23 protein-coding genes and 1 tRNA gene are annotated in these 22983 nt (G+C 68.9%); 7 read left to right on the top strand and 17 right to left on the bottom strand.

What is annotated here, in order from left to right; genetic code table 11:
* Positions 1 to 16 precede the first annotated feature (16 nt).
* Entirely contained in the window at positions 17 to 868 is an 852-nt protein-coding gene (locus IPI67_17380) for a glycosyltransferase (GenBank protein MBK7581965.1), read from the bottom strand.
* 33 nt (positions 869 to 901) lie between these two features.
* Here IPI67_17380 and IPI67_17375 point away from each other — a divergent pair, with 33 nt between their 5' ends.
* Complete coding sequence (locus tag IPI67_17375; GenBank protein ID MBK7581964.1) at positions 902 to 1957, top strand: ABC transporter permease; 1056 nt, start codon at positions 902 to 904, stop codon at positions 1955 to 1957.
* Positions 1950 to 2705 (top strand): ABC transporter ATP-binding protein, encoded by a 756-nt coding sequence (locus tag IPI67_17370; protein MBK7581963.1) that lies wholly within the window; start codon positions 1950 to 1952, stop codon positions 2703 to 2705. The genes IPI67_17375 and IPI67_17370 overlap by 8 nt, the downstream gene beginning before the upstream one ends.
* Before the next feature lie 27 nt (positions 2706 to 2732).
* Here IPI67_17370 and IPI67_17365 read toward each other — a convergent pair whose 3' ends face one another.
* A complete protein-coding gene (locus IPI67_17365; protein MBK7581962.1) occupies positions 2733 to 3953 on the bottom strand; it encodes a hypothetical protein in 1221 nt (406 codons plus the stop codon).
* Positions 3954 to 3982: 29 nt separating this feature from the next.
* On the opposite strand from IPI67_17365, the gene IPI67_17360 reads away from it, so the two are divergent.
* Positions 3983 to 4867 (top strand): class I SAM-dependent methyltransferase, encoded by an 885-nt coding sequence (locus tag IPI67_17360; protein ID MBK7581961.1) that lies wholly within the window; start codon positions 3983 to 3985, stop codon positions 4865 to 4867.
* A gap of 7 nt (positions 4868 to 4874) precedes the next feature.
* Here IPI67_17360 and IPI67_17355 read toward each other — a convergent pair whose 3' ends face one another.
* A complete protein-coding gene (locus tag IPI67_17355; GenBank protein ID MBK7581960.1) occupies positions 4875 to 6044 on the bottom strand; it encodes a PilT/PilU family type 4a pilus ATPase in 1170 nt (389 codons plus the stop codon).
* On the opposite strand from IPI67_17355, the gene IPI67_17350 reads away from it, so the two are divergent.
* The 3 genes from IPI67_17350 (at position 6026) to IPI67_17340 (ending at position 7830) form a co-directional block, all read left to right on the top strand.
* Positions 6026 to 6985, top strand: coding sequence for a hypothetical protein (locus IPI67_17350; protein ID MBK7581959.1), 960 nt, complete (start codon positions 6026 to 6028; stop codon positions 6983 to 6985). The genes IPI67_17355 and IPI67_17350 overlap by 19 nt on opposite strands.
* 150 nt (positions 6986 to 7135) lie before the next feature.
* Positions 7136 to 7208 (top strand) — tRNA-Phe (locus IPI67_17345).
* Between the two features lie 220 nt (positions 7209 to 7428).
* Positions 7429 to 7830 carry a hypothetical protein gene (locus IPI67_17340; protein MBK7581958.1) on the top strand — a complete coding sequence of 134 codons (402 nt, stop codon included), beginning with the start codon at positions 7429 to 7431 and terminating at the stop codon, positions 7828 to 7830.
* A 27-nt stretch (positions 7831 to 7857) separates the two neighbouring features.
* Here the strand turns inward: IPI67_17340 and IPI67_17335 are convergent, their stop codons facing one another.
* Both IPI67_17335 and IPI67_17330 read right to left on the bottom strand, forming a co-directional pair.
* Complete coding sequence (locus IPI67_17335; protein MBK7581957.1) at positions 7858 to 9066, bottom strand: hypothetical protein; 1209 nt, start codon at positions 9064 to 9066, stop codon at positions 7858 to 7860.
* Between the two features lie 99 nt (positions 9067 to 9165).
* Positions 9166 to 10077, bottom strand: coding sequence for a hypothetical protein (locus IPI67_17330; GenBank protein MBK7581956.1), 912 nt, complete (start codon positions 10075 to 10077; stop codon positions 9166 to 9168).
* A 143-nt stretch (positions 10078 to 10220) separates the two neighbouring features.
* Between IPI67_17330 and IPI67_17325 the strand changes: the two genes are divergently transcribed.
* Positions 10221 to 11579 (top strand): hypothetical protein, encoded by a 1359-nt coding sequence (locus IPI67_17325; GenBank protein MBK7581955.1) that lies wholly within the window; start codon positions 10221 to 10223, stop codon positions 11577 to 11579.
* A 19-nt stretch (positions 11580 to 11598) separates the two neighbouring features.
* Here the strand turns inward: IPI67_17325 and IPI67_17320 are convergent, their stop codons facing one another.
* From IPI67_17320 to IPI67_17265, 12 genes are all read right to left on the bottom strand, one after another.
* The gene (locus tag IPI67_17320; GenBank protein ID MBK7581954.1) at positions 11599 to 12834 is read right to left on the bottom strand and encodes a hypothetical protein; all 1236 of its coding nucleotides are present in this window, start codon (positions 12832 to 12834) and stop codon (positions 11599 to 11601) included.
* Between the two features lie 23 nt (positions 12835 to 12857).
* Positions 12858 to 13271 (bottom strand): adenosylmethionine decarboxylase, encoded by a 414-nt coding sequence (gene speD / locus IPI67_17315; protein MBK7581953.1) that lies wholly within the window; start codon positions 13269 to 13271, stop codon positions 12858 to 12860.
* A gap of 26 nt (positions 13272 to 13297) precedes the next feature.
* Complete coding sequence (locus tag IPI67_17310; protein MBK7581952.1) at positions 13298 to 14515, bottom strand: DUF790 family protein; 1218 nt, start codon at positions 14513 to 14515, stop codon at positions 13298 to 13300.
* Positions 14515 to 15876 carry a DEAD/DEAH box helicase family protein gene (locus tag IPI67_17305; GenBank protein ID MBK7581951.1) on the bottom strand — a complete coding sequence of 454 codons (1362 nt, stop codon included), beginning with the start codon at positions 15874 to 15876 and terminating at the stop codon, positions 14515 to 14517. Before IPI67_17305 ends, IPI67_17310 begins: the two co-directional genes overlap by 1 nt.
* Entirely contained in the window at positions 15876 to 16799 is a 924-nt protein-coding gene (locus tag IPI67_17300) for a hypothetical protein (protein ID MBK7581950.1), read from the bottom strand. The genes IPI67_17305 and IPI67_17300 overlap by 1 nt, the downstream gene beginning before the upstream one ends.
* Complete coding sequence (locus IPI67_17295) at positions 16796 to 18109, bottom strand: outer membrane protein transport protein (protein ID MBK7581949.1); 1314 nt, start codon at positions 18107 to 18109, stop codon at positions 16796 to 16798. Before IPI67_17295 ends, IPI67_17300 begins: the two co-directional genes overlap by 4 nt.
* Positions 18106 to 19404, bottom strand: a complete 1299-nt coding sequence (locus IPI67_17290; GenBank protein ID MBK7581948.1) for a hypothetical protein — start codon at positions 19402 to 19404, stop codon at positions 18106 to 18108. Before IPI67_17290 ends, IPI67_17295 begins: the two co-directional genes overlap by 4 nt.
* Positions 19404 to 19958 (bottom strand): hypothetical protein, encoded by a 555-nt coding sequence (locus IPI67_17285; GenBank protein MBK7581947.1) that lies wholly within the window; start codon positions 19956 to 19958, stop codon positions 19404 to 19406. The genes IPI67_17290 and IPI67_17285 overlap by 1 nt, the downstream gene beginning before the upstream one ends.
* Before the next feature lie 33 nt (positions 19959 to 19991).
* Positions 19992 to 20285, bottom strand: a complete 294-nt coding sequence (locus IPI67_17280) for a hypothetical protein (protein MBK7581946.1) — start codon at positions 20283 to 20285, stop codon at positions 19992 to 19994.
* Between the two features lie 27 nt (positions 20286 to 20312).
* Positions 20313 to 20771, bottom strand: a complete 459-nt coding sequence (locus IPI67_17275; protein MBK7581945.1) for a hypothetical protein — start codon at positions 20769 to 20771, stop codon at positions 20313 to 20315.
* Positions 20768 to 21751, bottom strand: coding sequence for a hypothetical protein (locus IPI67_17270; protein ID MBK7581944.1), 984 nt, complete (start codon positions 21749 to 21751; stop codon positions 20768 to 20770). Before IPI67_17270 ends, IPI67_17275 begins: the two co-directional genes overlap by 4 nt.
* Before the next feature lie 565 nt (positions 21752 to 22316).
* On the bottom strand, positions 22317 to 22982 hold the full coding sequence (locus IPI67_17265; GenBank protein ID MBK7581943.1) for a histidine phosphatase family protein: 666 nt from the start codon (positions 22980 to 22982) through the stop codon (positions 22317 to 22319).
* Position 22983 lies beyond the last annotated feature (1 nt).

Here is a 22983-nt window from a genome sequence, read left to right as displayed (position 1 = left end):
GCAACGGGGCCCGGGATCAACGCGACCGACTGGCCTGGGCTCCGTCGTGCACCCTCCAGCGCACACCCCAGCGCCCCTCGAAGCGCCGCCGATTCACCTCGAAACACGCAAAATAGGTGAACGGTGACAGCGCGCGCAGCGTGGCGCCCGCCGCGTGGTGCACGAACACCCGCGGGGCGAGTAACACGCGCTCGCCCCGCGCGCGGAGCGCCGCCGCGAGATCGTCATCCTCGAACATGCCGCGTTGGTACCCCTCGTCGAGCCCGCCCACCGCCTCGTACGAAGCGCGCCGGATGAGCGCGGCGTGCAGCGCGAGCTTCTCCACCGCACGGGTTCGTCCGCTGGCTCGCGCGGCAAACTCGAGCAGCTCGTGCATGTTCTGGTACTCCGCGTGGACCGTGCCGACATCGCCCGAGTCGTTGCAGACCGGGCCGACCCAAGCAGCACGCGGGTCGGCGTCGAGCTCGGCGAGCAGGGCCTCGAGCCAGCCCGGTGTCACCACGACGTCATCGTTCAACACACACAGGAGGGGCGCCCGCGCGGAGCGCACCGCGGCGTTGACGCTGGCTGCAAAACCGCGGCTTTGCTCGCTGCGCGAAAGGCTGACGCCCGGGTGTGGAGCGACCACCGCGGCGGTCGCTCTGGGGTCGGGGCTGGCATCGTCGGTCACGAGCACCTCGAAGCCGCCCGCTTCCGTATGGGCAGCAAGCGCCGCGAGCGCGAGCTCGAGCCAGGCCGTCGCCCCGGCGGTGGGAATGACGATGCTCACACGAGGGGCGTCGGTCGGCTGGATGCGCGCGCCGCCGCTGGCAAAGTCCGACAACGCGCGCACCGGATCGATGAACGCACTGGGGCGCGCCCGCGGCACGCGTAAGGGGGCCGCTGCCCGACCGAGCGCCCGATGGAGCGGGGCCGGCAGAAGTGCCAGGGCACGCTCGGCAGGAAATCGGGCGAGCCCGGCCTGGATGGCCCCGAGCCCAACGGCGCGCGCGCGCGCGCCGAGCGGCAGAGCCGAAAAGCCAGGAACACCGCGGAGCACGAGACCGATTGTATACCGCGTCAGACTGGGGCTAAGAATCGCGCGGGCATGCTGAAGGACGCGCTCGTTCGCCATCGCACCCGGTCGGGGACGACCTACGGTGACGAAGCGCCGAGCGCCGGGGCTTTCGCAGGTCTACGGCGGCTGGTCCGGGAGGTCCGCCAACACGAACACGCCCTCGAGGTCTTCACCGTCGGGCGCTTCCGAGCGACCTACCGCGCGCAGGCCCTCGGCTTGCTCTGGCCGATGGCGAACCCGACGATCCTGATGATCGTGATGAGTGTGTTCTTCGGGGTCGCCTTCCCCAACGAGCTGAGCGCGTACCCCGTGTTCCTGATGCTGGGGCTGGTCCCGTGGCATTTCCTGTCCCACGCCTGGACTGACGGCACGACCTGTTTCTTGCAGCACGCCGAGGTGATCAAACGGACCAGTGTGCCGGCCTACGTGGTCGCGAGCGGGACCGTGTTCTCCCACGTCTTCAACCTGGGGTTCGCCTCGCTCTCGCTCCTGCCCCTGATCGCATTTTATCCGGAGGCGTTCCACGTCTCCTTCGCGCTGATCGTGCTGCCGCTCGTGGTCGTGCTCTTGATCGCGCTCGGGCTCGGGCTGGCGCTGATCTCTGCGGTGCTCAACGTGGTCTTCCGGGATGTCGGCTACATCGTGAACTCCGCGCTCCTGGTGCTCTTCTGGGCGACACCCATCGTCTATCCCATCGACCGCCTGCCTGCGGGCTGGAAGCGGGCGATGCTCCTGAATCCGATGGCGTCGCTGATCCACTGCATCCGGGACGTGGTCTTGAAGGGCGACTTTCCCCCAGCGACCGTGCTGGGCGCGGCGGTGGTCTCGTCTTTGGGCCTGCTGGTTTGTGGCGCGCTGATCTATCGCCGCTTCGAGACCGAGATCGCGGATCATGTCTGAGCTCGACCCGTGCATCGTGTTCGAGCACGTCGGCAAGGCGTACCGCCGCCAGCACATCAAGCCGTTCCTCTTGCGCGACAAACTCCTCGGCCGCACGGGTGAGTTTGGCGATGCCGACTGGTTCTGGGCGCTGCGGGAGCTCAGCTTTTCGGCCCAGCCCGGCGAGGCCGTCGCGGTGCTCGGCAACAACGGCAGCGGCAAGAGCACCACCTTGCGCCTGCTGGCCGGCGCGAGTTACCCCACCGAAGGCAAGGTATCGGTGCGCGGGCGGGTCGCGCCGGTCTTGGCCCTCGGGGTCGGCTTCGAACCCGACATGAACGCCACCGAGAACGCCTACATCAACGCCAGCTTGCTGGGAGTGGCGCGCGACGACGTCGAGGCCCGGATCCAGGAGATCCTCGCCTTCGCGGAGCTGGGTGAGTTCGAGGACGTACCGGTCCGGCACTACTCGAGCGGGATGCTCGCTCGTTTGGGCTTCGGTGTTGCCATGCACGTGGACGCCGACGTGCTCTTGATCGACGAGGTGCTCGCGGTGGGCGACGGCTCTTTTCAACAGAAGTGCCTGACCCGCATCCGAGCGCTCGCGGACCAGGGCCGCACGCTGGTGATGGTCACCCACGATCTGCCGATTGCCCGCGAGCTGTGTGATCGGGCCATCTGGATTCGGCGCGGACGACTGGAGGCGGACGGCCCGGCGGCTCAGGTGATCGACGACTACGCCGCGGCGCTCGGCCGAGGCGACGGCTGAGCGTCGGCGGACGCTCGCGCGCTCGCCTCAGTACACGGCCACCGGCAACGGTTCGGCGAGCTCGGTACTCTTGCCGAGTTGCTGGGTCTTGTTGTCACCCCAGCACAGGAGCTTCAGTCCAGCTTCGGCCGCGGCGCACGAGAAGCTGGTGCCGACGCTGAGCGAGGTGAGCTCTTTCAAGGACAAAAGGAAGGGTTTGGGAGCTGCGGTCTGCCCAGGCCCATTGCCGAGCTGCTCCCCCGCGTCGTCGCCCCAGCAGAACAGGCCGCCGTCGAGCGCGATGGCGCAAGTGTGCACGTCACCCAGGGCAACGTTGGATGCGCTGACATCTTTGACGATCGATGGCGCGACCGGCACCGGGCCGGGCGCTCCAATTCCGAGCTGACCCTTGGCGTTACTTCCCCAGCACTCGAGCTGCCCGCCCTCGGCCACAGCGCAGCTGTGACGGCCTCCGAGCGCCACAGCCTTCGGCGCCGTCGAGCTGATGTTGGCCTTCTGGGGTTGGCTCGCGTCATTGGTCTGCCCGTCGCCCAGCTGCCCGCTCTCGTTTGCGCCCCAGCAGAGCACGCCCGCACCGCTGACGACGCAGGTGTGCAGCGCACCGGCCGCCAAGGACTTGGTCGGCAGAGCGAGCTTCTGCGGAGGCGCGGGGCTGGCCCCTTGCACCCCGAGCTGCCCGCGGCTGTTGTTGCCCCAGCAGTAGACCTCGGCCGCGCTGCGCGCGCAGCTGTGGCTCGCGCCCGCCGCGACCGACAGCATGCCGGCCGTGATCGGGACCTCCGTCGGCACCGGGACGTCGACGATGCCCGAGCCGAGCTGTCCCGCCGCGCCACCACCCCAGCAGTAAACCGTACCGTCCACGAGTACCGCGCAGCTGTGGTACGCGCCGGCAGCGAGGCTCTTGCTCTTGTCGGGGAGGTCCACACGACTCGGCGCTCCTGACTTGCCACCGAGCGCCCCTTGGCCGAGCTGACCATTCAAGTTGGAGCCCCAGCACCAGACGTCCCCTTTGGCGTCGAGCGCGCATGCGTGAAGCCCGCCCGCCGCGATTGCCTGGAAGGGCGGCGAGGGTTTGACCGCGACGGGGGCGTCGGGTGGGGCGTCGGCCGTGGTCCCGCCGACCCCGCCGGGACCGCCCTTTCCGGCGTCTGAGCCGACCAAATCGTCGAGGTTCGACGTGAGGCTGCACGCCCCGAAGCAGCCCGCGGCCAGACACCCGAGGGTCAGGCGCAAATTGCAGAGCCGCATCGCTCGAAAGCATATCATCCCGGCGCGTCTTGTCTGCATTGCTCCGAAAGAAACACCTGCCGCTGCCTCCCGGCGAGCGCTGCCCACTGTGTGAGAGCGCGGACGTCGAGCCGCGGCTGGGCGTCGGCGAATTTTCGATCGTGCGCTGCGGTGACTGCAGCGCTCGGTATGCCTGGCCGCTCCCCGCCGCGGCGGAGCTGCCGGGGATCTACACCGCGCCGGAGTACTTCGGCGGTGCGAATTTCTACCTCGACTATCTTGGGCACGAAGCCAACCACCGGCGCCTGGCCCAGCGCGTGCTCAGCCGGCTGCGGCGTTTTCACAGACCGCCGGCGCGGCTCCTGGACGTCGGCTCGGCCGCCGGCTTCTTCTTGGACGAGGCGCGCCGCCAGGGATATTCGGTGAGAGGCGTGGAGCTGTCGCCGAGCATGAGCTCGCACGCCAGAAACACGCTCGGGTTGCAGATCGAGACGGCGGCGTTCGACACGGGCACTCTCGGGGAGGAGCGCTTCGACCTGCTGACGTTTCTGGATTCCATCGAGCATTTCCGCGACCCGGGGCGCGCCCTCGAACGTGCGCACACCCTGCTCGCACCTGGCGGTGTCGTTGCCCTCCTGACGCCCAACGTCGACAGCGCCCTCGCTCGCATCATGCGTGCGCGCTGGCCTCACTACACGCCCCCCGAGCACCTGTACTATTTCAACGCCGCGAGCCTGCGTCGCCTGCTTGGACGGGTTGGCTTCGAGCCGCTCGAGCTGCGCACGTTGGGGCACGACTTTTCCGGCGACGAGCTGCTCGAGAAGCTCGCACCGCGCCTTCGGCAGCGTGCCCGTCGCCTCGGGCTCGGGCGCGTGCTCGCACGCTCCATCTACCTGAACGTCGGCGATCTGTTCGTCGTGGCAAAAAAACGCTGACGGGCGCTCAGAATCCGATGGCCGAGCGGGCCGTCTCTTTGTCCACTAGGCCCTCGCGCAGCATGGCCTTGACCGCCATTTCGAAGGTCTGCATGCCGTACATGTCGCCGCCTTCCATCAGGTCCTTCAGCGGCGGGTTGCCGTTCGGCCGTTTGATCGACTCGCGCACGATGCCGGTGGCCACGAGCACCTCGGCGCACAAGATCATGCCGTTGCCGTCCGCGCGCGGCAGCAGCCGCTGCGCGATGATGCCCTGCAGCACATCGCCCATGCGCTCGCGCACGTCGTTGGGATCACCGCCGCACAGCGCCACGACGCGGTTCACGGTGCGAGACACGTCCGGAGTATGCAGCGTCGAGAGCACCAAGTGGCCGGTCTCCGCGGCTTTCAGCGCGATCTCCATGGTCTCGGGATCGCGGATCTCGCCGACCTGAATCACGTCGGGATCTTGGCGCAACGAGGCGCGAAGTGCGTCGGCGAAGCTCGCCGTGTCCAGGTTCAGCTCCCGCTGGCTGACCGAGCAGCGGTCGTCCGCGTGCAGGTACTCGATCGGATCCTCGATCGTCACGATGTGGCGACTCATCGCGTGATTCATGTGGGCGATCATCGCCGCGAGGGTCGTGCTCTTGCCGTTGCCTGCCGCGCCAACGACCAGCACGAGCCCACGGTCGCGCTCGGCCAGCTCCTTGCACGCCCGCGGCGCGCTGATCTCTTCGAGGGATGGCACCTCGAACGGAATGGCGCGCATCACGATGGCGAGGGTGCCGCGCTGACGGTAGATGTTGACGCGGAACCGCCCGATGCTGGGTGCGGCGTACGAGGTGTCGTACTCCGACAAGTGCGAGATGTCGTCCCGGACGGACTGCTCGCGGATGATGTGTCGGGCGGCGGCCTCCGTGTCCTCGGGGCGGATGCGATCGAGACGAAAGTAGACCAGGGAACCCCGCACTCGGGCGCCCGGCGGTTGCCCGACCTTCAGGTGAACATCACGGGCGCCTGCCGCAATGGCCTTGGCCAGGAGCTGGTGCAGGTACGCTTCGCTCGAATAAGGGTTTCCGCCACTTCCGGGAGCCAGACTCGCCACGGGGGCGACGATATCAGAAACTCCGGGCGTCTCCGCCCGGCCCCACGCATCCTGTCTGGGCGCGGCCCGAAGCCATGCCGACCCACACGACATACTGCAGGATTTGCGAGGCTTGCTGCGGCTTGCTCGCGGACGTCGAGCACGGACGCCTGGTCCGGCTGCGCCCCGACCCGGACCATGTGGTGTCCCGGGGGTACGCTTGCGCGAAGGGCACGCGGTTCTTGGGCATGCACGAGAGCCACGAGCGGCTGGACGTGCCCAAGCTGCGCCAGGGCGGCGACTGGGTCGACACCACCTGGGAGCACGCGCTGGGCGACGCGGGCAAAAAACTACGGCGCATCCGCGAGCTCCACGGTCCGCACTCCGTCGCGGTGTACCTGGGCAACCCAGCAGCGTTCGGCTACGCCCTGCCGCTCTTCACGCAGGCGTTCGTGAAGGCGCTCGGGACGCGCAACTTCTTCACCGCCGGGTCCCTCGATTGCAACAACAAGTTCGTGGTGTCCGACCGCATGTTGGGCTCGGCGATGACGCACCCCGTGCCGGATCTCGCTCGCGCCAGGTTTGCGCTGTACGCGCGCCTGCCCGAGCTGCGAGCGACGCTCACGCCGCGGCCCGCGGATGGACGGCTTCGGCTCATCACCAAGCGCGAGCGGCTGGGTCACAACAGCTGGATGCACGCCAATCCGCGCCTGTCGGGACACGAGCAGCGTGCGCACTTGTCCCCCGCGGACGCGACGCGGCTCGGGATCGCGAGTGGTGACTGGATCCGCCTGCAGACCCCGAGCGGGAGCATCGAGCTCAGGGCCGAGGTGAACGCGGACGTGGCGCCGGGCGCACTGGCCGTGCCCCACGGCTTCGGCCACGACGCGGCGAGCGGCTGGAGCTCCGCCACCGCGCGGGGTGGCCAGAACGTGAACGAGCTGGCGGCCGCGGGTCCCGGGGCCGTGGACCCGCTGAGCGGCATGACGGAACTGGTGGGGCTCGCGGTCGAGGTGACCCGTATCGCCGCGGCCGATGTGCGGGCCGCGGAGTGATAGCTTCCGCTGGGGCGAGCGCGGCCACGGGCATGGCCTTGGGCCGACCGACCGAGGCCCGTCACGGCGCCGGAAAATCCAGCCCGTTCGCGCGTCCCGAGCCCGAACATTGCGCTCCCGCCCCCGGGTGCGCTAATAGCTCGCCCCCGCGCCCAGATAGCTCAGTTGGTAGAGCAGCGGATTGAAAATCCGCGTGTCGTTGGTTCGATTCCGACTCTGGGCACCGCAGCTTTCGGAACGGATGTTTTTCGCGGGCGGGGGCCGAGCGAGCGCCTCTCCCAGCGCAAGCGGGGGTTCGTGATTGGCTGTCGGCGTGAGCGGGGGCTTTCGCCAGCGCAGGTGGCCCCCTCCTCTCCGCACGCCGGCGCAATTGCCCGAGAGACCGGCCGGGTGCACTTCCTCGCTTGTGATCCGGACTTTCTTCCGCGATAGATCGGGCTCCGATGCAAGCCTGCGTTTCGTGCGGAAGACCCACCGATCGCCCGCGCCGGGGCCGTTGCCCCGCGTGTTACCGCCGCGCGCAGCGCGGTCACGCCGTCGCCAAACCCTGCGCAGTGTGCGGTATCGCCGACCTCCGGGTGCTGCGACGCCACAAACTCCGCGACGGGTTCGTCGTGCTGTGCGCCAATCACGCCGCCATCGCGGGCCGGCGCGCGCTCACCCTGACCGAGCTGCGCGCCGAGTGCGCACCGCCGGGGGATCGACGCGCGGGCGCCGAGCGACGCAGCACCGAGCGGCGCCACACCGAGCGGCGGCGCGCTCCGGCTCCAGCGGCACCGCCCGGCGGGACCGAGCGGCGCAGCACCGAACGACGCACCGCAAAGCGCGCCAGCTCGCGCTCGTGACGCGGGGCGCCGGAGTTGCTGACGCAATCAGGGACAAGTGAGCTTCACGACCGAGACGTCGTCGATGTACCAGCCCGGAGTCGCTGGGTGACACAGGAACTCGGACGCATAACTCGCGAAGTGAAATCGAACCTGCAGCGTGGCCACGGCGTAGCTCGAGACGTCGATCTCGACTTGTTCCCAGCCCGCCGACTTGCCGCCGAAGCCCTTCTGACCGTCGAGCGCGCAGGGTGAACAAGTCGCCCCGGCCTCCGGGTCCAGGTAGTAACAATCGATCTTCGAGCCGGGATATCCGCTCGTCGGCGTGACCTTGGTCCAGGTCGTACCGTTGGTCGAGACCTCGACCAGGCCGCCTGAGTAGGTCGAGGTGTCGAGCGCACACACGAGCCCACACAGACCACCGGCAACACACGAGCGGAAATCGAAGTAGTGCCAGAACCGCAGGCGCAGCGCCTGACCGTTGTACGCCGCGAGGTTCATCACGGGCGACGTCAGAGTGGAGTCCTCGCAGTTGTTCGAGTTGCCATTCAGCTTGGTGCCCCAACACTGACCGCCGCCGGTGTGGTCGCCGTTCGGGGGTCCAGCCGAAGGTACTCCGCATTGCCAGTCTTGGTTGTTCCCCGCCGCGGTCCAGCCCGGCGGACAACCCGTGAACGCGTACGACACCACCGGACAGCCGCCACTGCCACCCGTGCCGCCCGTGCCGCCTGTCGCGCCGGTGCCACCGCTTGCGCCCGTGCCGCCGGTGCCGCCGGTGCCGCCACTCGCGCCGGTGCCGCCGCTTGCGCCCGTCCCGCCACTTGCACCTGTGCCGCCACTTGCACCTGTGCCGCCACTTGCACCTGTGCCGCCACTTGCGCCTGTGCCGCCACTTGCGCCTGTGCCGCCACTTGCGCCTGTGCCGCCGGATGCGCCCACGCCTCCGCTTGCGCCCACGCCTCCGCTGCCGCCGCTTGCACCGGTGCCGCCGCCGCTCGGCGTCCCCCCGGCGCCGCTGCTGCCCGCAGCGCCGCCCACAGCGCCGCCTGCCCCCGCGAGCGCACCACCGGAGCCTGCCGCGGCGCCGCCCGCGCCGCCGCCGACGCTCGCGTCTCCACCACCGACACCGCCGGCTCCGCCGATGTCAGTGCCAGCGCCGACACCTTCGGATTGAGCGCATGCGTCAGCGATGAACACCGCCGAGAGCGCCGCGAACAACGCAACCGCCCGTCCGCCGCTCGATCGCCTGGCGCCCACCACCGAACGATAGCGGTCAGAGCTTCTCCACGCTAGCGACAACGCGGACTCGTACGGAAGCCCGCACCGCGCGTCGAGCTCTCCACGGCTCCGCGGGCCTCAGCTCCCGGCGACATCGCCGCCGAAATTCCAGGTCTTCGGGGTGGCCGGCGAGAAGTACATCTCCGCGAGGTTCGCGGGGATCTTGTGCCAGCGGGTGTACGACTTGACCACCGCCTTGCGGATTGACCACGGCGCGTCGTTGGCGGCGATCCCCTGGAGCACCGCGTCGAGCACGTAACCTTCGGAGGCAACCGGGCCGCGCGGCAGCAGGATTTCGCGGGATTTGGCGGCGTGCATCCAACCGCCCAGGGTCTCTCGTGCGTGCGCCATCGTCGTGAACATCGGCACACCGGCGCCGGTTGCAGCCGGAGGCAACTCGAGTTTGTCCGGCACACGACCCGCGCGGAGCAGCGGGTTCCGCCCCATGAACCCCACGGCGTGAACCCTCTCCTCACGCATGCCGGAACCGTCGTTGAACTTCACCCGGCCCCCACCGCCTGCGACGTCCAGGAATCGACGCAGCGCATCCTCGCCCGATTCGCCATCGATGGCGTGCAGCACGACGAAGACCTCGACGCCGCCGCTCGTGCCCCAGCGCGAACCACGCACACTGCGTTTGAAGGTGGCGCGTTCGAGCTCGAAACCTTCACCCGCGCCGGCCTCGACGCGGGTCCACCCCGCATCCGCCCGTCCGAGATACCGACGGGCGCCGAACACCGCTCCCCAGTACAAGTTGTCTTCGAGGTTCTTGGGATCACCGGCGCCGGGGTGCTTGCCGCACGGTCCGCCCTTGGCGTCCGAGCAGAGGGGGACAAAGACCTCGACGACCAAGGGTTTGCCCGCCTGCACGTCGTCCGAAATGCCGGCGTGGCGTGAGCTCCATCCACCCGCCGCCGCGGCCGGCGCCACGACCGGCTTGGGCGCATCGGCCGTAGCGTCCGCCGCTCCAAACAGCGATCCTACCGCCAATAACCCTGAAATCAGCCGCAAGTACCCTGAGCCCACCCTAGCCTCCACCGTGATTGGTCGCCCCCTCTACGACCCCGCGCCGCCTCACCTTCCCTCGCTCGGGCAATTGCGGCGCGGCCCCGCTTCGGGCGAGACTGTCCGCCATGCGCTTGCAAGCCATCTCGGGAGTGGTGCTCGGTCTCTTGGCTCTGGGCTCCGCGTTCAGCTGCGCCGGCGGTGACTCTGCCGACGAAAAACCAAAGACGGGCGGCGGCGGCGCGGGCGGCAGCGGGGGCACCGGGTTTGGCGGCGGCGGCTTCGGCGGTGTCGGGGGGGTTGGTGGCATCGGAGCGAGCGGCGGCACCGGCGGGACCGGCGCAACCGGTGGCACGGGCGGGACCGGCGCAACCGGCGGGGTCGCGGGCAGCGGCGGCGCAGGCGGTGACGCCTCGGTGGACGCGCCGAGCGACGTCTCGGTCGATTCCCCCGCGGACGCGGCTCTCGACGCCGGGCCCGACGCCGGCAACTGCGTTCCGCCCGCCGACGCGGGCCCCGCGCCCGATGCGGGTTGCGCAGTGGGGCAGTACTTCAATCCGTGCAAGCAGGCCTGCACCCCCTGCTCGGATCTGTCGTTCATCAGCGTGGGCGATCCGGTCGCGAAGATCGCCGCGCTCAGCGCTGGCAAAGACGACCTGTTCCCGCGCATCACCACGCTGTCGGGGACCGATCGCATCGTGCTGCGTCAGTCACCCTCGAGCACGACCGACAACTTCACCGCGACGTTGACGGGAACGACCTGGAGCGCGCTGACCAACAACCTGGGCAACCTCGTGAACTACCCGAGCGCCGACGACTCAGGGGCCATCATCCTTCCGAGCGGCGCGGTCGATCCCTCGAACGGCGCCACCACCACCGAACCGTTCATGCTTTTCGACAGCAAACGCGACGGGAAGGCGCAGATGTACTCGAGCCAGCTCTTCAAGGGCGCCGGCTCGCCGGCGCCGGTCGCGGCCCTGAATCAGACCCCCTCGGGCACCCGTGACTACAACGTGGCGTACGCCTACCTCGGGGCCAACGCTCGCCTGTACTGGATCAGCGATCGCAACAGCCAACCGGGGCTCTACACGCGGCCGGTTCTGGCCGGCAACGTAGCCAAGGTGTCGCTCAGCTTCGAAAATGCCTGCCCCGTCAGTGACGAGGACATCGAGCCGTGGGTGACCCCCGACGGCACGGTGCTCTTCTTCAGCTCACCGCGCCACGATCAACCCAACTGCGCGGCGACTGTGAGCGGCGGCGCGCGCGCGCTGTTCTACACCTACATGGATCCGGCCACGGGTCAGCAGATCGGCACGGCCAAGGAAATCTCGGCGGTCCGTGCCGCACTCGAGGCTACCTACTCGAAGACCAGCTTCTCGCTGCGCACACCGTCCCTCGCCCCCGGCTTCTGCACTCTCTACTTCTCGACCGACGCCGACGCGTCGGACGCGGGCTCGGACTTCAACGTGTTCACCGCCACACGCTGAGCGCCGGCTGCGCTCGGCGTCACAGCGGAATCACGACGAACGCTCGCACGCCCCACAGGAAATCCCAGTTCAGCGCGGGCGTGCTGGTATCTTCTTCCGAGGTCGTGAACGGCTTGAAATAGAAGAACGTCGCTCCGCCCGCCGAGAGCGACGCACCGACCAGCACGGTGGGCCGCGTGCGCGTGAGCGGGTGCAGGTATCCACCGGTGACCTCACCCTGGGCGTAACCAATGAGCCAGCCCTTGGGCAGCGTCTCGTTGACCGTAAAATCTTGCGTCAGCCGCACCTCACCGATGCCCACCTGGCTCGACACATCCAGGAAGAACCGCTCGGGCTCCTGACCCGTCTCGAGCCCGAGGGCCAACCCGGCGCCGCGCAAGCGGGCATCGAAGATCAGATCCGAGATCACCGCGTCTCCGACGCGCACCATGTACGGTTTGCTGTACTGCGTGAGGCCGACACCAAAGTAAAGCATCGGGAACGAGCTCTCGCGGCGAGCGATGATGCCCGACGGGTCATTGTCGTGGTGGTAGCGCAGCCCCACGACGAAGGTCTCGAAGGCGCTGGTCAGCGTGAGCTCCTTCGTGGTTGCCGGGAAGGTCGTCAGATCGTCATTTTTGCTGGCGGAATACGGGATCAGACGCACCGGTTTGCCCGGGGTGAGCGTGCTCTGAAACGCCCGCGCCTCGTAACGAATGATGGGCTCGAGCACCCAGTTGAACGGGAAGCCGAGCGCTCCGACCAGCCACGCCGCCGCTGGCGTCGCCTTGGCTGCCTTCTCCGCCACACTCGCGCCGTCGCGCCGCGGCGACGCGATGCCGTTCGACTCGTAGTACGCCTGGTTGACCGAGACGAAGAACAGCTTGGCGCGCGCGCCAACCGACCAGGTGGCAGTGTTCTCGGTGGACACGTCCATGCCCGGGTAGCTCTGCGGGCGCCAGCCGCGGTAAGCCAGACCAATGCTGGGATCTAGCTGGAAGTCCCCACCGAACACCCGGTGCGGCAGCTCCGACTTCTTGCGCTTCGGTGGCGGTGGCCCGGGCGGAGGCGCGGGTCCCAGCGCCGGGCCAGGCCCGTGCGCGTGGCCCGAGCTCCGGTGTTTCGGCTTGTTCTTGGGTCGCGGCTTCTTCTTGCCACCGTTCGACAGGTGGTCGTCGACGTGCTGTCCGACCTTGCTGCCGATGCTCTGGGCCGACACCGCCGATGGGAACAGCAACGCCGCGGTGACGCCGGCGAGCACGCTAGTTCGTGTCACGCCAGACCCCCACCCCCCGCGGTTCATCCCTCGGGGATCCTCGCGATGCGTTCGCTGCGTTGCTCGACCAGCTGCATCGATCCAGTAGCCAGACGCAGCCCCCGCTCGACCAGCGCGACCTCCGCGTGAGTGGCGCGGAGCGCGCGCCGAAGCACCTCGTCCGCCCGCTCCGGTTGGCAGTCACCACAAGTGTAGAAGTCGAGCGCGGCATAACCCACCTCCGGCCAGGTATGGACGGAGAAGTGGGACTCTTCAATCACCAGCACACCCGTGACTCCCTGGGGCCGGTAGCGGTGAAAAGCCTCCGCGACGACCGTTGCGCCCGCGGCCAGCGCGGCCTCCCGCATCACGGCCTTCATGCGCTCGAGGTCGTCGAGGATGAGCTTGTCGCACCCGTCGTACTCGACCAAGAGGTGTTTAGCTCGCGTACCAACCACGCCTGGAGTTCTACACGAAGCACGCTTCAGCGCAAAGACCGCGCTGCCAGGGCGTCGAGCCGCCGCTCCACGGCCCGGGCGCTGATGACACCCTTGTACACGTAGAGCGCGTCCGAGCTTCCCTCGTCGAGCAGCTCCTCGCTCACCCGCAGCCGGCTCGAGACCGCAAACACCATCGGCTCCGGTAGACCCGACTCACTCAGCTCGATGCGCCGAAACACGGCGTCGCGGCTCCAGTACCCCATCACCTCCAGGTGGACCGCGCGTCCCGTCTCGCTGTGCCGAAACGTGACGTCCGGCACACACACACCGAGGCCGGCTACGTCGAAGATGCGGCTCGCCGGTGCGGCCTGCCACGCGGTCTTCATCTCGGCGAACGCGTCGAGCAACGCCTGCACCTCGTCGTGCAGGACCGGGGCCAGGTCGTCGGCGGCAGTGCCCTTTGCCTGATGGCGGTAGGTCAGGGCTTCGCGGCGCTTTCCCCAGCGTAGCTCGGCGGTGAGCGACAGCTCGTCTACCTCCTCGAGCGCCGGCAGTGTGAGAGCGAGCGCGAGACCGTACTTCGTCACCGAGTCGAACAGGCTGTGTGGCCCGTCGATGACGATGCGATAGCCGCGCGGAGTGCGCTCGATCTGGTAGAGCAAGCGGCGGAACTTGAGCTTGGCGAACAGCGTGCGATACGTGTCCGGCGAGCGACAGACGACGTCGGCGGTGACCCGGACGGCGCGCAGCAGGATGGCCTGGCGCGCGGCGCGTTCATACTGCTCCGCCAGGCGCTCGGGCGGCAGGGCGGCCACCCGCAACACGCGCTCTTCGCTCTTCAGATCCGCGTACAGCGCCTCCTCGAGCTGCTCGGCGGTCGAACCCCTGACCATCGCCACCGCCGTCATCAACGCTGCGCGATCCAGGAGCTCGCCCGGCGCGAGCCCGCGTCGCGCCTCGGCAGCGCGCTCGAACACCTCGCGCCGGAGCTCGGCCGCGTCCACCCCAACGGGGGCCGACATCTCGCATTCGTCCAGGAGCAGCTTGGTGAGCCCTTCGAGCAAACGGCGCTCGCTCGGCCGGCACTCGATCTCCGACAGGCTCTGTTCGATCTCCCCGCGCCGGGCCCCCTCCAGCTCTCGGGCAATGGCCACGATCTCCGTGGCGAGCTCCAGCATGCGAGCGCGGCGTTTTTTGTCGAACGCGGGCAAAATCAGCTCGTTTCCCTGACGGCGCACCCGCACGTGGTCCGGACCGAGCATCAGCGGTACGCCTCGTGGTCCCGACGCCGCTCACTGGTGTTCGCCTCGCTCGTCCCGCCGCTGATCAGCTCGTACAAGATCGCCGATTTGCCGGCGCGCTGGCGCAAGATCCGCCCGAGGCGTTGCACGTGCTCGCGCACCGAGCCCGAACCGCTGATCACCACCGCAATGTTGGCGTCGGGCACATCCACACCCTCGTTCAGCACCTTGCTGGTGGCGACCGCGCCGTACACACCCGTCCCGAAGCGCTCGAGGATCTCGCTGCGTTCGCGGATCTTGGTCTGGTGGGTGATGACCGGCACCAGACAGCGCCGCGAGATGGCGTACGCGGTGCGGTTGTCGTCGGTGAACACGATCAGCCGATCGGCCCGGTGGTGGTGCAAGAGGTGCTCCACCAGGTCGAGCTTGCCCGCCGAGGCAAAGGCGATCTCGCGCTGGCGCCGATAGGCCTGCATCGCCCGCCGGCCGTCGGTGCGCTGTGCTGCCCGCGCGATGAAGTCGCCCCAGCCCCGACCCGAGCCCATACGGATGCCGTTCTGGCGCAGGAAACTCAGGTAGATGCCCCGCTCCTCTTCGTACTCGAGGCGCTCCGCGGCCGACAGCTCCACGGTCAGCCGAACCGCCTCGTACTCTGCCAGGAAGTTTCCGGCGATCTCGCCGATCTCGACCCGGTGCACGATCGGGCCGATCAGCTCCGTGAGCACGGCCTCGCGCCCGTCGCTGCGCTCCGGGGTCGCCGTCAGTCCGAGCCGGTAGGGCGCGATGCACTGCTCCGCGGCCAGCTGATAGCTCGCACCCGGCAGGTGGTGGCACTCGTCGAAGATCACGAGCCCAAAACGCGAGCCCAGGTGCTCCATCTGCAGGTACGCGCTGTCGTAGGTGGTCACGGTCAGCGGATGCACGCTGTGCTCACCGCCGCCCACGATGCCGACCTCCATGCCGAAGCTCGTGCGCAAGAGGTCGTACCACTGGCGCACTAGATCCAGCGTCGGGGCGACCACCAGCGCGCTGCGCTGTTTGTCGGCGATGGCGAGCACCGCGACGTGGCTCTTGCCGGCGCCGGTCGGGAGCACGACGACGCCGCGCCCATCCGCCTTGCGCCAGGCCGAGAGCGCCGCGATTTGAAACGGGCGCGGCTCCCGGCGAACACGCAGGCCCGTCCCGAGTGGCTCGTAGCGACGCGCCCGATCCTCGAAGGGCACCGCGGCCCGCGTGAACCCGAGGACCAGCTCGGCGTAGGCGCTGGCCGGCGCCCGATGGCAGGCCGAGCGCGGGTCCCAGCGCACACTCGGCGGCAGCACGAACCCCGGCGGTGGCTCTCGGATCTCCAGCGTGCCGGCCGAAAACGTGAGCGACACCATCACTCGCTCCAGTAACTCCCGAAGAGTTTGCCCGCGTTCGCGGCGAGCTCGGGGCACGACACGTTGCCGTTGTCGTCGAGATCTTCCGCGGTCCCTACTCGCTGCGCCCGAAACGGACTGCCGGGCTCGACCAGAATGTTGATCTGCGCCGCCGTGGTCAGACAATCGTTGGAAAAGCCGAGCACGGTCTGATCGAGATCGACCTCGGCCTTGCCCTCGATGCGGTCGGGGGTGAGCACCTTGCCCGTGAGCTTCACTCCGGTGCGGAGCGCCACGAAGAGCTTCTCGAAGTTGCCCTCGCCACAGGTCACGACGCTGGCCAGCAGCGTCACGCCGGGGTTGCCGTCTGCGTCTTCATCGATGGCGCTGGCGAGGTTGTCCTTGTTCGGCAGTTTGTCCTTGACCGGATCCTTCAGCTTCGCGCCCACGACCAGGAGCGAGGGCGGCGGCGCGTAGGCGGCACCGATCAGGCTCTCGCTCGACAAGAAGTCTCCCGTGGACTCGACGTGTTTGCTCGCCATGAGGGCCTGCAGCTCGGGCGGGATCACGAGCGTGGCGAGCCCCTCGACCTTCGGCAGCTTGAAGGCGCAGAGGGTGGTCTTTTGCTGCACCGTCTTGCCCTTCTGGAACAGGCGCAGGCGGAAGATCTGCCGCGTGGCCACCGGGATGCCAACCCGCGCGTTGATGGTGGTCTCGACGGCGAAGATCCCGGTGAGCGGACCCGCTCCGTCCTCTTGCCAGGGTTCGAGGGGCTCCGGTGGGATCACCAGCGGTCCGCCATCACCGGTAGCGCTCGCGTCTTTGCAGCCGCCGACCGGGCAGTGATCGCCGCGCACGAGCGGCACGTCGTCACTCGGGCCACAGGCCGCGTCGAGCCCGAGCCCGACGCTCGCAAGCGCGGCCACACGCAGCACGCGCTTCACCACTTCGCCTCCAATCCGAACGAGACGGCCATCACACTCCCGCCGTAGTCGTAGCCCGGATAGCCAGGATTTTTCTGCAGCTGTGAGTCACTCTGGAAGCGCCGATAGTCCTTGGTCTCGCTGCGGGAGACGAGCAAGATTTCTTCGAGCGCGAGGGTCGCGGTTGCACCGAGCGAGGGGTGCAACCAGTTCGACAGCTCACTCTCGAGCCCCACCGACACCACGTGGCGATCGTTGTCGAGCAGGTTGGAGGGCCCGCCGAAGTTCCCCAGCGGGGATTTCTGAAAGCGGTAGCCGCCTAGCAATGAGAGCGCTTGGTTGGCTCGCCAACGCGCCCCCGCCGCGGGAGTGACGGTATCACCCCAGACCGGGGAGTTGAACGCATTGTGGTTGGTCGAGAGCGCCTGGGACCAGGCCGCGTACGTCACGTCGACCGACACGTCGACAGAGTCCGACAGGTCGGCGCCGAGCGCCAAGGTCAGCTGGCTGGGCTCGAAGTAGTGCGCGAACCGGTGGGTGTAGCCCATGTTGCTCAGGATTGGCACGTCGCGGATCCGGGTGTCACCCCAGTCGTCCACGTAACTACGGTGTCGATACGTGAGCCCCACGCGCAGCGTGTCTGTCGGGGTCACGAGCACACCGAAGAGCGGCGCCACGCGGCCGAACACCTGCGAGTCGGTGCCCAGCACCGTGTGCGTCCGCACCTTGCCCGACGCCTCGTCGTACTCCACGCTGGTCACGCGCCCGCGGGTCAGCGTCTGCACGTCGAACATCACGCGCAGGCCAGCGCCCAGGGACAGCCACGGTGTGACGGCGTAACCGATGGAGGCGTTGGCGCTGACGACCTGCGTTCGATCGGTCAAGAGCGCCCACTCTACGTCGTCGTCCGGACGGATGGTCCAGCGGAACAGTCGCTCGGGCACGTACACACTCAGGCCCATGTTCAGGCCGTCGAGGTCGAAGGGCTGACCCACGCTGAAGCGTGTGCCGAGGAACACGCCAGTGCTCGTGGGCACACCCGGTGTCTCGAGCTCACGGCCGTCGCTGGCCGTCACGTGGAGCTTGGGCGCCGCGTACAGATACCCGAGCGAGAGCTCGAAGAAGCCCCCATGATCGGCGCGCTCGCCGCCCGGCGCGAGCCCCGCGGGGTTGTAATACGCGGCGGCGTAGTCCCCCGGGCGCGCGGCGTAGGAGCCGCCGAGCGCCATGGCACGGGGGCCGAGGCCGAACGTGTCTTCTTCACCCGCGGCGGACGACGCGGCCACGAGGAGCAGCGCGATGCCCGACAAGAATCCAGACCCGCGCCTCACGGTCTCGACTCCTTGCCCACGAACACGGTGAGAGAGAGGCCGAGCTGCCAGTAGCTCGAGCTGGAGGTGAAGCCCGGGTACCCGAGGTTGTCGATCTGGCGACCCGGCAGCGACGCGCTGGCGTCACGCAGCTGCGCTTCATCCTTCTTCGCGTGCTGTTGGCCCGCCAGCCGGGTGCGTGCGTGCACGTCGACCCGGAGCGGCGCCCGCCAGAGCTCGCGCAGATCTGCGCCCGCGCCCAGCGCAACCACATGCGTGTCCGCGCCGAGGAAGTTGTCGTTCCCCACCTGAGCCGGGATCGGCGAGGGTTCGAAGCCATACCCGCCGCGTAGCGCGAGCCAGCTCTCGGGTTTGTACTCGAGCCCGGCTCGCAGGTTCAGCGTGTTCGTGAACGGGCGCTCCAGCTCGCGATTGAAGCCGCTCCGGAGCTCACCCCAGTAGGCGTAGCTCACGTCCAGGGAAGCGCTGGCACCCAACAGCGGACCGCCGGAGAGCCCGAACGTGAGCTCCCGCGGATCCCAGAACTGCTGATAGTCGATGGGATCGTCCGCCACGATGCCGCCGGCGACCGTGCGCTGACTGCCACCGGCGTGGCTCACCGAAGGCGCGCGGTACGCGAGGCCCATGCCCAGGAACGGCAAGGGGGACGCGCGCAGGCCGAACGCCGGTGTGACATCCATCTCCAGATCGCGATCGAGGCGCACCATCACGTCGCGATCGACGCCGTCGGCGCGCTCGGCGTCGTACGACACCTCGGTCGGAGTCGCGAGGGTCGGCGCCATCACGAGCGCTACGCCGACGCGCAGCTGCGGCAGGATTTCGTAGGCGAGAGCACCGAGCGCGCTGATGCGATCCGGACGCCCGTCGTAGATGGGCGATTTGGGCTGGTCGCCGCGTTCGGCGACGGAGACTCGGAGCACGTGGTCCGCGGGCACGTACAGGGCGAGCCCGACCCGCAGGGCCCTGAGCCAGTCCGGCCCGGGCAACGGCGTCGCCGCCGCGAACCCCACACCGCCGAGCCAGCGAGCGCGCTCGACGTTTTCCTCACCGTCGCGCTGAAAGCCGAGCGTGAGGTGACCGGCCTGACCGCTCAACATCACCACCGGCTCCGAGATGTCGGCCAGGCCCGCAGGGTTCTCGAGCATCGAGCCCACGTCTCCGGGCCGCGCGACGACCGAGACCGCGAGGCTCGCGACCCGGGAGCTCTCGCCGAACGCGGTGCCGCTGGTGGCCTGCGCCGGGGCGGCCGCGAGCAGCGTCAGCGCAAGCAGTAGCGCACTCGGGCCGCGCCTCATCACAGCTCCGCCGGTCCGATCGCGATGCAGTCATCGCTGGTGTCGTCGATGGGCTCGGGCAGTGGACACAGCCCGTCGACATCGAGCGGGGTCACGCTGATGCTCTTGATGGCCTCCGAGACCCCGCCCGCGGAGCTCTCCACGCGGAGCTCCACGTGCAGCGGCCGATCCGCCGCTGTGCTGACCAGGATGTCGTCGGCGTCGGCCTGGCTCTCGTTGTCGAAGAACCACTTCGCTCCGGTGAACGACCAGCGAAATCGGAGAGTGGGTCCGTTCGGCTCCGGAGGGGCCTCCACCAGCGTCAGGCTCGGCGCGCTCTTTTTGGCGTCGAGGTGGATACTGGTCGTGAAGTCGTCGCCCACACACACGCTCGCGGGGCAAGCGCGGATCACCGCCGACGGCGCGGGCGGTGGCGGCTCACCACAGGCGACCCCGCACAAACAAATCAAGGCCCCGACGACTGCGCCGCGAAGACCCGTCCTGCCTGCGTAGGCTCGCGAGCTGCCTCGACCCTTCACCCCCTGATCGATGCCCTCGATCTTGGTGCGGCACAAGCCAGGCGCAGGTCCCACCGACTTCGCGGGGGGCTACTTGCCGAGCAAGCTCATCAGCTCGACCAGACCCGCGTCCACGCTCGACGGTTTGCTGCCGTCGTAGCTGCCGAAGCCCTTCCACACGATCTTCATCGTCTTCAGGTCGACGACGTAGGTCCACTCACGAGAGACGAGCTGGCTCAGGGTCTCACCGTCCTTCGGTTTCACGACGCTGATGTGCAGATCTTCAGCCTTGATCCACGCGAGCACGTCGCCCGAGTGGAGGACATCGACGACCACCCCACCCGCCTCGATGGCCGCCTTGCCCTTCTGCTGTGCCCCGCCCAAGACCTGGGCGGCCTTCTTACAGCCGGGTCAGGTGAACGCGGAAATGTGGATCAAGCCGAAGGGCTTGCCACTCTTCCGCATCTCGTCGGTGGAGTAGTCGACGTAAGGGAGCGTGTCCGAGGACACCTGAGCCGCGACGTTGAGGTAACCTTCCCACGCCAGGTTTGCGATGGTGTCGCCCACGTTGTTCCCGTAGGGGCCCGCGGGATACGGGCCGTAGTTGATCGGTGCGTCGGTGCCGGCGTCGAGCCCCTGCCCGGCCACGCCACCCGACGCAATGCCGGCGCTCCCGCCACCGCTGTTGACGCCGCCGCTGCCGACGCCGCCACTGCTGACGCCGCCACTGCTGACGCCGCCACCGCCGGAGGCAACACTCCCGCCGCCGCCGCCGCCAGAGCTGTCATCCGAACCACAGGCCACGGCCAGAGAGAACGACGCGACGAGCGCGAGCCCGTGGGCGATGCGACGTACGAGTCTCTCCTTCATGGCTTCGCTCGGACTCCGACCCACGTAAGGTAGCGGACACCCTGCCCCGCGTCCATCTCGATGCGAGCACCGTCCGCGCTCACGCTGCCCGTTGCCACCACCGCGAAGGCCGCGGGTTTCACCCAGTCGTCGAACAGATAACTGCCGAGGGCGAGCCACTCGACCGGCGTGCCCGCCGGCAAGTTGGGGGTGTTGTCCGCGCTCAGCTGAGCCAGCGCGGGGAGCGCGGTCGTTTCATCGACGATGGCCGACTCGAAGGGGGTCAGCGCAAAGAGCGCGACCAGGTTCAGGCTCGCCGGCGCGAACAGAGCGCGCTGAGCGGCAGGCACGGACAGCGCCCGGAACTGTTTCCCCGCGGCGTCGAGGGCGACGTCTTCGACGTCGAGCTTCACCTGGGTGCCGGCGCTGACGGAAAGGGTCAGCTCCCCGGACTTCACGCTCTGCGCCGGTGCGCCCTGTTTGTCGGAGCGAACGACCAGACCCGGGCCGGTCTTCGGCAGATCGAGCAGCGTGAGATCCCCGACGTCGATGATCTCCGACGCGGCGGATGGCAGCGCGAAGTAGAAGTTCGTCCGATCGGGTCGGCCGTGGGGCAAGCTCGAGTACTGGTCGACGGGGATGCGTTCACCCACCGTGACCGTGAACGCACCCGTCGCGTCCGACTCGCCGTACCAGCACACGGAGCCGCACACACTCGTGGACAGCCCCGGGACGGGTGAACCCAGCGCGTCGACGGCGCGGCCCTTGACCGAGAGCACACACACCGCGTTGGGCCCGCCGTCGTTCGTGCACGGCGCGGCCCCCGCGCTGCCCGCCGCCCCGGCGGTCCCGCCGGAGCCACCGCTGCCCGAGGTGCCCCCGCTACCGCCGCTGCCTCCGCCGCCCGAGGCGGCCCCGCTCGAGTCGTCCTTGCCGCAGCTCAGGCAAAGGAGCGCGGAAAAGGCGAGCCCGAGCCCGCGCTGACCCAAAGACAAACGCATGCTCGACAGGTACGCGTGAGAGCCCAAGAAGGTTTCAGGGTAAGCGCGGCTCTCTCTCGGGGCAAGCCGCCGCGCGCTGCGCAGCGTCCGCCACGCCCGAGGGCCAGCAGGCTGTAGGCGATGCGCCGCAGCACATCACGGCGACCGTCGCCCGGGGGCTCGGTTCGATCCAGGGGTGGTCGAGTAGCGGCTCTCGACAGCGAGCCGGCCGCCGCTGGAGTCTCTCCAGCTCGCGTTCGTGCCCACGACGCTGCCGCTGCCGAGACCACGAGCACCTGCCGGCACACCCTTTGTGGGGGTGTGCCCGGACCGTCTCAGGGCGTGAGCACGGCGGCCGCTGCCTTCGCCGACCGCTCGGTCCTCGGCGCTGACCTTCCAGCTCTCGCCGACGCCTCCCCCCCCGCGGCGACCCGCAGGCCGCGAGAGCGGCCGAGGACCGACGCTTGGGGGGGAACGACCGTCACGAGGCCGCGACAGCGGCCGAGGGCCGGGCGAGGCGGGGGCACCTCAGCCGTGCCCCTTTGTTGCTGGCCGGCCCGACTACCAATCGGGGCGGGCTGATTGCTCAGCGGAACAACGCGCCGGTGTCGGCGGAGGTGACCTCGCCCATCATCTCGATGGGCAGGTGCCACGAGAGCTCACCCATGAAGGTGCCACGGCGCTCCCTCAGCTTCACTTGCGTCACTCCGCAGTTGCCCATGCGCACGATGCACACCCGGGGCACCGGCAGGCAGATCAGCCGCTTGAGCAGCTGAAAGTTCACGCCGCCGTGAGCGACCAGGAGCACTCGCGCGTCCGCCGCGCGATGACGCGCGATCAGCACTCCGAGCAGACGCTCGACCCGCACCTGTACCTCGTCGTAGCTCTCGCCGCCGAACTCGGAGAAGTCCCCGAGATCGGTGACCCCGCGCTTCACGTATTCGGAGTGGCGGGCCTCGATTTCGTCGCGTGTGAGCCCCTCGAGGGAGCCCGCGCGAAGCTCCGCCAGATCCGGCTCGATGCTGGCGTCGACCTCACCCCGGGCGGTGGTCAGGATCTCCGCCGTCTGGCGGGCTCGCAGGAGCGGCGACGTGTAGGCCGCGTCCCAGGCAACGCCGTTGTGCCCGAGCCACCGCGCGAGCTGCCTGGCCTGGGCGCGCCCGCGCTCGGACAACGGATAATCGAGGGACCCCTGCAGGCGGCCTTCGGCGTTGGCCTCGCTCTCTCCGTGGCGAACGAGCAGAATGTCCATG

It is taken from the genome of Myxococcales bacterium, assembly GCA_016706225.1.
Classification (GTDB): domain Bacteria; phylum Myxococcota_A; class Polyangia; order Polyangiales; family Polyangiaceae; genus JADJKB01.
The sequence above is the reverse complement of the archived record's forward strand: the minus strand, read 5'-3'. Positions and strand labels throughout refer to the sequence as shown.